The sequence below is a fragment of the Nonomuraea sp. NPDC047529 genome, assembly GCF_040642995.1.
GTDB lineage: Bacteria > Actinomycetota > Actinomycetes > Streptosporangiales > Streptosporangiaceae > Nonomuraea.
Map to the genome: position 1 here is coordinate 247,733 of NZ_JBEYTJ010000012.1, position 12,313 is coordinate 260,045.

Sequence of the window (12,313 nt, forward strand, 5' to 3'; positions counted from 1 at the left end):
CGGGGCTCGCGCGGCCGACGCGGGGGCGCATCACCGACCGTCCCGGCGTCGTGGGGGGCGCCCCCCCCCCCCGACCCCCCGCCCCCCGGGCACCGCCCCCCCGCGCCCCCCCGGGCGCCCCGCGCGGGTTCATCGGCCGGGCGCCGCTGCGTTTCAGGGCTGCTCGAACACCTCTGTCGCGAATCAGCACGTCGGAGCCCCTTGCCTTCTGGATACCATAGGGGGGTATAGTGTTCTCAACGGCAACGAGCCGAGGGAGGGCTGGACATGGCTGGACGCAGTAACAAGCAGGACCAAGGGATGCGGTTGCGCCGGATCGAAGGGCAGGTCCGCGGCCTGCAGCGGATGGTCGAGGACGACAAGTACTGCATCGACATCCTGACCCAGGTGTCGGCCGCGACCAGCGCCCTGAAGTCGTTCTCCCTGTCGCTGCTTGAGGAGCACCTGGCCCATTGCGTCGCCGAGGCCACCCTGAAGGGCGGTCCCGAGGCCGACGCGAAGGTCAAGGAAGCCTCCGACGCCATCGCCAGACTTGTTCGTTCCTGACCGGATTGAAGGAGAGACCGATATGAGCACCACCACCTACACCGTCAAGGGCATGACCTGCGGCCACTGCGTCAGCTCGGTCAAGGAGGAGGTCGGCGAGGTGGCCGGGGTGACCGGCGTCCAGGTCGACCTGGCCTCCGGCCTGCTGACCGTCGAGAGTGACAGCCCGATCGACGCGGCGCACATCATCGCCGCCGTCGAGGAGGCCGGGTACGAAGTGGCGAATCAGTCGTGAACACCGCAGCCAAGCTCGGCTCCTACGCCCTGGGGCTGGCCGTCGTCTTCGGCGGCGCCCTGGGCGCCGGCAAGGCCGTGGGGCCGGTCGGGGCCGCACCCGCCACCGCCCACAGCGCCATGGCGGACACCGCGGAGAGCGCGGGTCACGACCAGCACGCAGCCCAGCAGACGACGAACGATACCCCCGGGGGGCTCCAAGTGTCAGAGAACGGTTACACCCTCAACCCGCTCACCGCGACGATCAAGCCCGGTGAGGCCACCGACTTCAGCTTCTCCGTGACCGGCCCTGACGGCCGGGCGGTCACCGACTACCAGGTCCAGCACGACAAGAAGCTGCACTTCATCGTGGTCTCCCGCGACCTGGGCAGTTTCCAGCACGTCCATCCGGAGATGGCGGCCGACGGGGTCTGGTCGGTCAAGGTCACCTTCCCCGAGGCGGGCGGCTACCGCGCCTTCGCCGACTTCGCGCCGACCGGCGGCGAGCCCCTGACGCTGGGCGCCGACCTGGCCGTGGGGGGCGACTACGCGCCCAAGCCGCTGCCGGAGGCGAGCCGTACGTCCAAGGTCGACGGCTATGACGTCACCCTCGAAGGCGACCTGACGCCGGGCCAGGCGAGCAAGCTCACCCTCAAGGTCAGCAAGGACGGCAAGCCGGTCACCGACCTGCAGCCCTACCTCGGCGCCTTCGGCCACCTGGTGGCCCTCCGCGCCCGCGACCTCGCCTACCTGCACGTCCACCCCGACGGCGAGCCCGGCGACGGCAGGACGAAGCCCGGCCCCGAGATCGTCTTCTACGCCCAGGTGCCGAGCGGCGGCGACTACCGCCTGTTCCTGGACTTCCAGCACGAGGGCGAGGTCCGCACCGCCGACTTCACCCTCGCCGCCGGGCCGGCGGCCGCCACGTCCGCCGCGCCGGCGACGCCCGGCGGGCACGGCAACCACAGCCACTGATCGAGCCACGGAGAAAGGGGAATGGTGATGTCTGCTGTCACCGATGACCGGCAGAACGCGGTCGAACTCTCGATCGGCGGCATGACCTGCGCCTCGTGCGCCAACCGCATCGAGCGCAAGCTCAACAAGATGGACGGCGTGACCGCCACGGTCAACTACGCCACCGAGAAGGCGAAGGTCACCTTCCCCGAAGGCGTCGATCCGCAGCAGCTGATCGCCCAGGTGGAGGCGGCCGGCTACACCGCCGCCCTGCCCGCGCCGCCCAGGACCGAGGGCGAGCCGGGCGAGCAGGAGCCGGAGGACGAGCTGCGGCCGCTGCGCAGCCGGTTGATCACTTCGGTGGTGCTGGCCGTGCCGGTGATCGCGATGGCGATGATCCCGCCGTTGCAGTTCACGAACTGGCAGTGGATGTCGCTGGTGCTGGCCGCGCCGGTCGTGGTCTACGCCGGTTGGCCCTTCCACAAGGCCGCCTGGACGAACCTGCGCCACGGCGCGGCCACCATGGACACGCTGATCTCCGTCGGCACCATCGCCGCGCTCGGCTGGTCGTTGTGGGCGCTGTTCTTCGGCAGCGCGGGCACCCCGGGAATGACCCATCCCTTCGCGTTCACGATCGAGCGCACCGACGGGTCGGGCAACATCTACCTGGAGGCCGCGGCGGGGGTCACCGCGTTCATCCTGGCCGGCCGCTACTTCGAGGCCCGCTCCAAGCGGCGGGCGGGGGCCGCGCTGCGCGCCCTGCTGGAGCTCGGCGCCAAGGACGTCGCCGTGCTGCGCGACGGCGTGGAGACCCGCATCCCCAGCGACCGGCTGGCCGTGGGCGACCGGTTCGTGGTGCGGCCGGGTGAGAAGATCGCCACCGACGGCGTGATCGAGGAGGGCACCTCCGCGGTGGACGCCTCGATGCTGACCGGCGAGTCCGTGCCCGTCGAGGTGCGGCCCGGCGACGCGGTCACCGGCGCGACGGTCAACGCGGGCGGCCGGCTGGTCGTGCGGGCCACCCGGGTCGGCGCGGACACCCAGCTCGCGCAGATGGCCAAGCTGGTGGAGGACGCCCAGACGGGCAAGGCCCAGGTGCAACGCCTGGCCGACCGCGTCTCCGGCATCTTCGTCCCGATCGTGATCGCGCTGGCCCTCGGCACCTTGGGCTTCTGGCTCGGCACCGGCGACGGCGTCGGCGCGGCCTTCACCGCCGCGGTCGCCGTGCTGATCATCGCCTGCCCGTGCGCGCTCGGCCTGGCCACGCCGACGGCGCTGCTGGTCGGCACCGGCAGGGGCGCCCAGCTCGGCATCCTGATCAAGGGCCCCGAGGTGCTGGAGTCCACCCGCCGCATCGACACGGTGGTGCTGGACAAGACCGGCACCGTGACCGAGGGCCGGATGACGCTCACCGGCGTGCACCTGGCCGAGGGCGAGGACGAGGCCGAGGTGCTGCGCCTGGCGGGCGCCCTGGAGCACGCCTCCGAGCACCCGATCGCCCAGGCCGTCGCCAAGGGCGCCGCCGCCCGCGTCGGCGACCTGCCCACCCCCGAGGACTTCGCGAACGTCGAGGGCCTCGGCGTCCAGGGCATCGTGGACGGCCACGCGGTCCTGGTCGGTCGCCCGAGGCTGCTGGAGGAGTGGTCGCAGCACCTGTCACCCGACCTGGAACGTGCTCTGCACGCCGCCCAGGCCGGCGGCAGGACCGCCGTGGCGGTCGGCTGGGACGGCAGGGCCCGCGCGGTGCTGGTCGTCGCCGACGTGATCAAGCCCACCAGCAAGGAGGCCATCAGCCAGCTCCGGGCGCTCGGGCTCACGCCTGTCCTGCTGACCGGCGACAACGAGGCCGTGGCCAGGACCGTGGCCGCCGAGGTCGGCATCGACGAGGTGATCGCCGAGGTGCTGCCCGCCGACAAGGTCGACGTCGTCAAGGAGCTCCAGGGCGAGGGCAAGGTCGTGGCGATGGTCGGCGACGGCGTCAACGACGCGGCCGCGCTCGCCCAGGCCGACCTGGGCCTGGCCATGGGCACCGGCACGGACGCCGCGATCGAGGCCTCCGACCTGACCCTGGTCCGCGGCGACCTGCGGGTGGCGGCCGACGCGATCAGGCTGTCGCGCCGGACGCTCGGCACGATCAAGGGCAACCTGTTCTGGGCCTTCGCCTACAACGTGGCCGCCCTGCCGCTGGCCGCGCTCGGCCTGCTCAACCCGATGATCGCGGGGGCCGCGATGGCCTTCTCCAGCGTCTTCGTGGTGAGCAACAGCCTGCGGCTGCGCCGCTTCAAGTGAACACCCCAGGAAAGGGCTCCGGGCACCCCGCCCGGAGCCCTTTCCGCGTTCGCGCACCCGGCCCCGCCGCCGGGGAGTGGAACGGTCCGGCCTAGGCTCTGATCATCTGCACAGGAAGGACCCCGGTTGACCACAAACCCGGACGACATCCTCACCACGTTCACCACCGAGGAACTGCGCCGGCGGCACAGCGTCAAGTGGCGCGAGTTCCCTCCCGACGTCCTTCCCCTGCGCATCGCCGAGATGGACACCCCGCTCGCCGAGCCCGTCGCCGAGGCGCTGACGTCGGCCGTCCGCCGCGGCGACACCGGTTACGCGCGGGCCGGAGGTCTGCCCGAGGCGTTCGCGGGCTTCGCCGCGCAACGGTACGGGTGGCACCCCGACCCCGCCGGGGCACGCGTGCTCCCGGACATCATGTCGGGCGTCGTGGAGATCCTCCGGATCATCACCGGACCCGGTGACCGCGTCGTCGTCAACACCCCCGGCCACCCGCTCTTCTTCACCTGGCTCGAACACATCGGCCGCCAGGTGGTCCGCAACCCGCTGGCCGCCGGGCCCGACGGCCACCGCCTCGACCTGGACCGGCTGGAGCGCGACTTCGCCGCGGGCGCGCGGGCGTATCTGCTGTGCAACCCGCACAACCCCACCGGCCTGGTCCTCACCCGTGAGGAGCTGACCAGGGTCGCCGCGCTGGCCGACCGCCATGACGTGCGCGTCGTCACGGACGAGGTCCTGGCCCCCCTCACCTACGCCGGCCACCGGCACATCCCGTTCGCGTCCCTGGACAGCCCGGCGGCGGCCCGTTCCGTCGCCTTCGTCTCGGCGTCCAAGGCGTGGAACATCGCCGGGCTCAAGGCCGCGCTGGCCGTCCCCGGGCCGGACGCCCGCGCCGACGTCGCGGCGATCCGCGAGGAGGTCGGCGAGGGCGCCGGACTGTTCGGGGTGCTCGCCTCCGAGGCCGCCTTCACGCACGGCGTCCCCTGGCTCGATCAGCTGATCACCGCCCTCGACGGCAACCGGCACCTGCTGGCCGGACGCCTGGCCGACCTCCTGCCCGCCGTCGCCTATCACCCGCCGCAGGCGGGCTATGCCGCCTGGCTCGACTGCCGCCCGCTGGACCTGGGCGACGATCCCGCCCAGGTGTTCCTCCAGCAGGGCAGGGTCGGCCTGTCGGCAGGGCTGAGGTTCGGCCCGGACAGCGGCGGGTTCGTCCGGCTGAACTTCGCCACCTCGCCGGCCCGGGTCGGCGAGGGCGTCGAACGGATGGCCGCCGCCGTCGGTCAGGGGCGGACCGCGCCGAGCAGCCGGGCGCGCCAGTAGTCGTCGAGGTCGACCACCTTGACGACGTCCCCGGTCTGGGGCGCGTGGACCATCTTGCCGTTGCCGGCGTACATGCCCATGTGTCCCAGCCCCTTGCTGAAGAGCAGGTCGCCGGGCTGCAACGCGTCGAGCGTGACGCGCCTGGCCGCGCCCCACGACCACTGCGTCCAGGTCGTGCGGGGCAGCGCGACCCCCGCCGTGCGCCAGGCGGCCTGGGTGAGGCCGGAGCAGTCGTAGGAGCCGGGGCCCGTGCCGCCGAACCGGTACGGCTTGCCGACCTGGGCGAAGGCGAACTGCAACGCCGCACGGGCGCTTCCGGAGGCCGGGCCGGTGTACCTGATCCCCGTACTGTTGGGATCGCCGCTGCGGAAGGCGTTGAGCTTGCGCAGGAGCTTGGTCTGTTCCGCCACCATCTTCTCGGCCTTGGCCTTCTCCGAGCGGAACTTGTCGCGCGCCGTGTCCGCCTCGGCGAGGACGGTCTTGGCCTGGTCGCGCCGGTCACGCAGGTCCTTGGTGGTCGCCGCGAAGGCGGCCAGCTTCGCCGCTCTGGCCTGGGAGATCTGTTCGAGGGAGGCCATGCCGCTCAGCACCGTCTCGGGGCTGCCCTCGGCGACGAGTCGGCCCCAGCTGGTGATCGGGCCGGACTGGTAGTCGCTGACCGCCGTCGTGACGAGATCCTTGCGTAACTGGTCGGCCTGGGCGTTCTTGCGTTCGACCTCGGCGTTGAGCGCGTCGAACTTCCGCTTCGCCGTCTTGTACGCCTCGGACGCCTGGTTGTACCGCTCGACCACCTCGTCCGCCCGCTCGTTCAGCTTCACCAGCTTGGCCTTGGCCTTGGCGGGGGACGGATCGGCGAAGGCGACATCCGGGACGGAGAGCGCCCCGACCGCCGCCAGTGTCACGGCCACTGCCGCTCGCGCGAGCCTCGTCGCCACGACCACTACGATGCCTCCTCGTATGTCTCCATGCCTGAGGCGGAATAGTACAGAAAGTCTTCCTGAGTGTGGGCCTTTCGGGCGTACTACCCGGCGTAACAGACGGCCGTTCCGGCTCGTCTGGAGATACGCACGCGGCGTCGAGCGCGTTCACCGGCACGCGGAAACGCCCGGCTCCCATGGGAGCCGGGCGTTTCCGACGGCCTCAGCGGGCCGCGCGATGCCCGGCGGCGCGGCGGGCGTCGGCCAGCGGCTTCGACGGGATGATCAGCGTGGGCCGCGAGGTGGCGTGCATGACGTGGGTGGACGTGCTGCCCGACAGCAGCGCGCGCAGCCCCTGCCGGCCCCGGGAGCCCAGGACGATCAGCGAGGCGTCGATCTCCTCGGCGACGGCGACGATGGTGGCGGCGACCACCTCCTCCGGGACCGAGGCGACCCGCGGCTCGGCCTTCAGCCCGAGGGTGCGAGCCAGGTCGGCGCCCTCGGCGGCCAGCCGCTCGGAGGCGTCCAGGGTCTTGGCGTCGATGTCCCGCAGATCTTCAAGGGCGGGATGCCCTTCGAGGTGGGCGGCGAGGCTCTCCAGAGGTTGACGGGCGTAGAGCACCACCGCGGAGGCGCCGGGGAACAGCCGGGCGGCCTCCTCGACGGCGTGGCGGGCGTCGGACGAGCCGTCGTAGGCGATGAGGATGGACATGGGATCTCCTTCGGAGCTGTGGGCGTCGAGGTCAGCCGCGGGCGGCGGCAGGGGTCTCGTCGGCGGCCTCGGTGTGCACGGCGCCCCGCGAGCGCAGCGTCAGCGCGGCGATCAGCGCGCCGGCCACCGCGATCCCGGCGGCTCCCACGAAGGCCGAGGAGAAGCCGTCGGTCAGCGCGGGCAGGTTCCCCAGCTGGGCGGCGCCGTTCGCGGCGGCGACGGCCGTCATGGCGGCCAGTCCGAGCGCCGAGCCGACCTGGTAGCTGGTGTTGACGATGCCGGAGGCGAGGCCGCCCTCCTCGGGACGGGCGGAGGAGATCGCGGTGCCGAGGGAGGGGATGAAGGCCAGCGACATGCCGAGCGCGGCCACGAGGCTGGCGGGCAGGACGTCCACCGCGAAGCTGCCTTCGGGGCTGATCAGCGACAGCCAGCCCATGCCGACGGCGAGCAGGACGAGGCCGGCCACCGTGACGGCCTTCGGGCCGAACCGGTTGATGGCGCGCGGCGCCAGGACGATCATGCCGAGCATGATGAGGACGGTCATCGGCACCAGGGCGGCGCCGCTGGGGAAGGCGCTGTAGCCGAGCACCTGCTGCAGGTAGAGGTTGAGGAAGAACCACATCGGGATCCAGGCCCCGCCGAGCAGGAGCTGGGTCAGGTTGGCGGCGGCGAGGTTCGGCGTACGGAAGATCGACAGCCTCATCAGCGGCTCGCGGCGGCGGGCCTGGATGGCGAGGAAGGCGATGAGCAGCACCACGGCCGCGGCCAGCACGCCCCAGGTCTCGCCGGAGCCCCAGCCGACCTCGGGCGCCCGGACGATGGCGTACACGGCGGCGCCGAGCCCGGCGGTGACGAACAGCGCGCCGAAGACGTCGATGGACCCGCGCTGGGACTGGCCGGCCGGCATCAGGGGGCGGGTGGCCAGCAGCGCGACCAGGGCGATCGGGATGTTGATGTAGAAGACCCAGGGCCAGCTCAGGTACTCGGTGATGACGCCGCCGAGGAACACGCCCGCGGTGCCGCCCGCCGGGGCGGCCGCGCCGTAGAGGGCGAGGGCCTTGGTGAGCTCCTTGGGGTCGTGGCCGAACAGCATCATCAGCAGGGTGAGCGCGGACGGGGCGATCAGGGCCGCGCCGACGCCCTGGACGGCACGTCCGGTGAGCTCGACCCACACCTCGGGGGCGATGCCGGCCACGAGCGAGCCGGCGAGCAGGATCAGCCAGCCGGCGCCGAACAGCTTGCGTGCGCCGAACAGGTCGGAGAGCCGGCCGCCGAGCAGCAGGAGCCCGCCGAAGGCGACGACGTAGGCGTTGAAGACCCACGACAGGTTCTCCTGCGAGAAGCCGAGGTCTTCCTGGATGCGGGGAAGGGCCACGCCGATGATCGACGTGTCCATGATGACGATGAACTGGGCCGTGGCGATCAGGGCCAGGGCGGTCCATCGCCGGGGGGATGGTGTGGACATGAGCATTCTCCAGCGTTACGCCGTACCCCGGTGGGGGATGCGGGTGGTTTCTCGGTTCAGCTGTATACCTGTAGGGGGTATCTGGCGATGAACATACATACACCGGGGGGGTATCTGTCAAGTCCACGTGGGCGGTTGTTCGGAGATTCGGTGCGGCGCGCGGATCGGGGCGGCGCTTCAGGGTGGCCGCCGCCGGCCCGCCGTCCATGTCCCGAGCAGGTGCGGACGACGGGCGGGGCGGCTCATCGCCTGCCCGGGGCGGGTCTTCTCAGTGGCCCTGGTGGTACTGGTGGATCACCGCGTGACCCTTGCCGCGGGAGATCAGCCACTTGTTCACCGGCGTGGTCAGCAGGAAGGCCACGAGCAGCGACCCGGCCAGGGCCGCCCAGAACAGCCAGTCGGCCAGCCCGGCGTCCATGGCGCCCGGCACGGTCACCATCACGGTGTTGTCCAGCACCTCCATCAGCGCGATCGAGATGGTGTCGGCGGCCAGTGCCACCTTCAGCGCCGACCTGAAGTCCAGCCCGGCGCGCAGCACGCCGCGCATGGTCAGCGCGTAGCCGAACAGGAACGCCAGCGCCACCGACAGGATCACGGTGGCGAGGTTGGACAGGCCGGCCGCGGTGCCGATCACCATGCCGAGCACCTCGCCGATCGCGCACCCGGTCAGGCAGTGCAGGGTCGCCTGCGCGGCCGTGGCCCAGGTGGCGGCGGGCGGGTGGTGGTGATGTCCGCTATGGTCCATGATGTGGCTCCAGGGGGTAGGGGTATGGGGTATGCGTCAAGAGCGAACCTCCTGGTGGAGGAAGAAGGGAAATAGGGGATGATTTCGCCCGATTCGTAACTCTACTATCGTGAATAGTAGAACTTCGTTCAAGGGTTCTTCGGTGTGGCACGGTAGTCCGAGGTCCGCGGGATGTGGTCGCGGCGCTTCAGGGCGCGGCCGGGCGGCCGGACGCGCTCGGGTGGCGTCGGCTACTAGATGTGGTCGTAGGTCAGAGCGAGAACAGCGAGTGGCAGTGATGGGCCAGGAACGAGCCGACCCCCGGCGCCAGCGCGACCACTCCAGGCCCGCCGAGCAGCGCGCTGACCAGGAGCCGCCCGGTCAGCCGTTCACGGCGGCGGAGCGGCTGCTCCGGGCCGAGCAGCCGGCGTACGCGGGTGAGCGCCGTCTCGCCGCCGGCCCCGAGCGTGAACGCGGGCGCGCGCCCGGTGGCCAGGCTCACCAGCGCCGCGGCGATCTGCACGCGCGGGTGGCGGCGGGCGGCGACGTCGTCGGCGAGCAGCTCGACCAGCCGGGCGATCTCGGTCCTGGCCCGCTCGAACAGCGGCACCCGGGGGAACGCCCGGACCAGGGCCTCGGCCCCGGCGAGCACCAGATGATGACGGCCGCGCAGGTGCGCCCGCTCGTGCTCCAGCACGGCGGCGATCTGCTCCGGGGTCAGGGCCCGCAGCGCGCTCGTGGTGATCACCGTCTGCGCGCGCCGGCCCGGCACGCAGTACGCCAGCCGCTCGTCATAATCGATCACCACCGCGCCCAGCTCGGCGTCGCGCCGCCCGAGAAGCCGCAGCATGGCGGCGTGCCGGCGACGCTCGACGGAGGCCCGCACCAGGACGACCCCGCCGCAGCAGACCACCCTCGCCACCACCGCGGCGGCCGCCGGAATGGCCGCCGACCCGACCCGGGTCACGCCCGAACCGTCGCCCAGCATGCCGGCGCAGACCTCGAACAGCCCCGCCAGCCCGTGCCCCACGACCTCGGCCGGCACGGCGAAGGCCAGCGCGGCCAGGACGGCCGAGGCGACCACCGACGCCGCGCCCGCCTGCCACAGCGCGATCGCCAGCCGGGGCGCGCGGTCGGCCCACTTGGCGGCCCGCCGCCCCAGCGCGGGCAGCCAGACGGCCGCCACCACGGTGTAGCAGGCCAGGACGGCGGCGGCGATCATGCGGGGCGGCCCCGGTGCGGGTAGACCTGCAGGGCCGCCTCCAGGGCCTGCGCCTCTTCGGGGGTGAGCCGTTCGAGGAAGTGCACGAGCGTGGCGGCCTGGTTGCCGCTGCCCGCGAGCGCGCGGCGCATCACGTCGGCGGTGTAGGCCTCCTTGGAGGCGACCGGTTCGTAGACGTAGGCGCGGCCGACGGCCTCGCGCCGGAGCATGCCCTTGGTGTGCAGCTTGTCCATCACGGTCATCACCGTGGTGTAGGCGATGGTCCGCCGCTGCCTGAGGTCTTCGAAGACGTCGCGGACGGAGGCGGGGCGGCGCCTGGCCCACATCCAGTCCATGATCGTGGATTCGAGCTCCCCAAGGCCACGCATCATGCCGGTCATGCTACCCGCGGTCGTAGTCAGAGCGCCTCGCGCGCCGCGACGGATCGCTTGAGCCTGATCAGGTCCTTCGGCGCGTTGACGGCGACCGCGCCCACCAGCACGCCGTCGCGGGCGAAGGCCACGGCGAAGCGGTCCTCCTCCGGGCTGCCGGCGACGACGCGGGCCTCGTCGGCCAGGTGCGGCAGGCCGGCCGTCTGGATGCGGGCGCCGTGCACGTGGGTGGCGAAGTTGGGCACGTCCGCGAACGGCTGCGCCTGCTCGGGGCCCGCCAGGAGGTTTCGGGCGGCCACCGCGCCCTGCTCGTTGGCGTTGGACCAGTGCTCGACGCGGATCAGGGCGTCGTCGTACAGGCGGTGCGGCCAGCGGGCCACGTCGCCCGCCGCGACGACGTCGGCCGAACCGGCGGCGTACAGCGTCGGCTCGCACACGACGCCGTCGTCCACGGCCAGGCCGCTGCCCTCCAGCCATTCGGTGTTGGGCGTCACGCCCATGCCGCCGACGACCAGGTCGGCGAACAGCACGCGGCCGTCGGCGAGCCGCACCCGGCCGTCGGTCACGTCGGTGACGCGGGTGCCGGTGACAAGCTCGACGCCGTTGCGCTCGTGGTGCCCGGCCAGCCAGCGCGCCGCCTCCGCGCCGAGGCCCGCGTGCATCGGGTGCGGCCCGGAGTCGACCAGGGTGACCTTGCGGCCGAGCTGCCTGGCCGTGGACGCCACCTCGCCCCCGATGAACCCGCCCCCGATGACGAGCACGTGCTCGTGGCCGGAGTCCAGCTCGGCGCGCAGGGCCAGGGCGTCCTCGATGGTGCGCAGGGTGCGCACGCCGTCGAGCCGCCGGGGACGGGCGCCGCTGGCGATGACCAGGCCGTCGTAGCCGAGCTCGGTGCCGTCGTCGAGGACGACCGTGCGGTTCGCGGCGTCCAGGCGTACGGCCCGCCTGCCGCGCAGCCACTCCTCGCCGAGCTCCTCCGCGCCGGGGAGCGTGACGTCCTCGTCGCCGCGCAGGACGCTCTTGGACAGCGGCGGCCGGTTGTACGGCACGTGCGCCTCGGCGCCGACCAGCGTGAGCTCGCCGTCGAAGCCCTCGCGGCGCAGGGTCTGGACGGCCCGCAGCCCCGCCAGCGAGGCGCCGACAACAATGATCTTGCCAAGGATTCTCATGCGAGGCACCATACCGGTAGGGGGTATAGCCGAGGCAATGTGACGCGCGTCTCACATACCCCTCCTCCGTATGGCTTGCCTTTCGTGGTGATCGGGCGTACGTTCTCTTCGTCACATACCCGGCAGGGGTATTTACGAGAGGAGCGAGGCGATGAGCACGAAGACCTACACGGTGTCCGGGATGACCTGCGGTGGCTGCGCGGGCACCGTCAAGACCGAGATCGGCAAGGTCGCCGGGGTCTCCTCGGTCGACGTCGAGCTGGCCACGGGACAGGTGACCGTCACCTCGGCCGACGCCCTCGACGACGCCAGGATCAGGGACGTCGTCGAAGAGGCGGGCTACGAGCTGGTGGCCGGCTGAGCAGGCAGGACCACCGAAGCGGCGCCGGGAGCTGACCCGGCCCGCGGTGG

Annotated in this window: 13 protein-coding genes; 6 read left to right on the forward strand and 7 right to left on the reverse strand. The window is 72.2% G+C overall.

What is annotated here, in order from left to right; genetic code table 11:
- Window positions 1-267: 267 nt before the first annotated feature.
- From ABZ815_RS21685 to ABZ815_RS21705, 5 genes are all read left to right on the forward strand, one after another.
- Window positions 268-546, forward strand: coding sequence for a metal-sensitive transcriptional regulator (locus ABZ815_RS21685; protein WP_357700530.1), 279 nt, complete (start codon window positions 268-270; stop codon window positions 544-546).
- A gap of 22 nt (window positions 547-568) precedes the next feature.
- Window positions 569-781, forward strand: coding sequence for a heavy-metal-associated domain-containing protein (locus ABZ815_RS21690; RefSeq protein WP_357700532.1), 213 nt, complete (start codon window positions 569-571; stop codon window positions 779-781).
- Complete coding sequence (locus tag ABZ815_RS21695; protein ID WP_357700534.1) at window positions 778-1,734, forward strand: hypothetical protein; 957 nt, start codon at window positions 778-780, stop codon at window positions 1,732-1,734. Before ABZ815_RS21690 ends, ABZ815_RS21695 begins: the two co-directional genes overlap by 4 nt.
- A 27-nt stretch (window positions 1,735-1,761) precedes the next feature.
- A complete protein-coding gene (locus ABZ815_RS21700) occupies window positions 1,762-4,002 on the forward strand; it encodes a heavy metal translocating P-type ATPase (RefSeq protein ID WP_357700536.1) in 2,241 nt (746 codons plus the stop codon).
- A 126-nt stretch (window positions 4,003-4,128) separates the two neighbouring features.
- Window positions 4,129-5,322, forward strand: coding sequence for an aminotransferase class I/II-fold pyridoxal phosphate-dependent enzyme (locus ABZ815_RS21705; RefSeq protein WP_357700538.1), 1,194 nt, complete (start codon window positions 4,129-4,131; stop codon window positions 5,320-5,322).
- Here the strand turns inward: ABZ815_RS21705 and ABZ815_RS21710 are convergent.
- From ABZ815_RS21710 to ABZ815_RS21740, 7 genes are all read right to left on the reverse strand, one after another.
- Complete coding sequence (locus ABZ815_RS21710; protein WP_357700540.1) at window positions 5,283-6,257, reverse strand: NlpC/P60 family protein; 975 nt, start codon at window positions 6,255-6,257, stop codon at window positions 5,283-5,285. The genes ABZ815_RS21705 and ABZ815_RS21710 overlap by 40 nt on opposite strands.
- A 205-nt stretch (window positions 6,258-6,462) precedes the next feature.
- Window positions 6,463-6,951, reverse strand: a complete 489-nt coding sequence (locus tag ABZ815_RS21715; protein ID WP_357700542.1) for a universal stress protein — start codon at window positions 6,949-6,951, stop codon at window positions 6,463-6,465.
- A 31-nt stretch (window positions 6,952-6,982) separates the two neighbouring features.
- Window positions 6,983-8,416, reverse strand: coding sequence for an MFS transporter (locus ABZ815_RS21720; RefSeq protein ID WP_357700544.1), 1,434 nt, complete (start codon window positions 8,414-8,416; stop codon window positions 6,983-6,985).
- 268 nt (window positions 8,417-8,684) lie between these two features.
- Complete coding sequence (locus ABZ815_RS21725; RefSeq protein ID WP_357700546.1) at window positions 8,685-9,161, reverse strand: DUF4396 domain-containing protein; 477 nt, start codon at window positions 9,159-9,161, stop codon at window positions 8,685-8,687.
- Window positions 9,162-9,411: 250 nt separating this feature from the next.
- Window positions 9,412-10,362, reverse strand: a complete 951-nt coding sequence (locus ABZ815_RS21730) for a M56 family metallopeptidase (RefSeq protein ID WP_357700548.1) — start codon at window positions 10,360-10,362, stop codon at window positions 9,412-9,414.
- A complete protein-coding gene (locus tag ABZ815_RS21735) occupies window positions 10,359-10,733 on the reverse strand; it encodes a BlaI/MecI/CopY family transcriptional regulator (RefSeq protein ID WP_357700550.1) in 375 nt (124 codons plus the stop codon). The genes ABZ815_RS21730 and ABZ815_RS21735 overlap by 4 nt, the downstream gene beginning before the upstream one ends.
- Before the next feature lie 26 nt (window positions 10,734-10,759).
- Entirely contained in the window at window positions 10,760-11,902 is a 1,143-nt protein-coding gene (locus ABZ815_RS21740) for an FAD-dependent oxidoreductase (protein ID WP_357700552.1), read from the reverse strand.
- 151 nt (window positions 11,903-12,053) lie between these two features.
- Between ABZ815_RS21740 and ABZ815_RS21745 the strand changes: the two genes are divergently transcribed.
- Entirely contained in the window at window positions 12,054-12,263 is a 210-nt protein-coding gene (locus ABZ815_RS21745) for a heavy-metal-associated domain-containing protein (RefSeq protein ID WP_357700554.1), read from the forward strand.
- The last annotated feature ends 50 nt before the right edge of the window (window positions 12,264-12,313 follow it).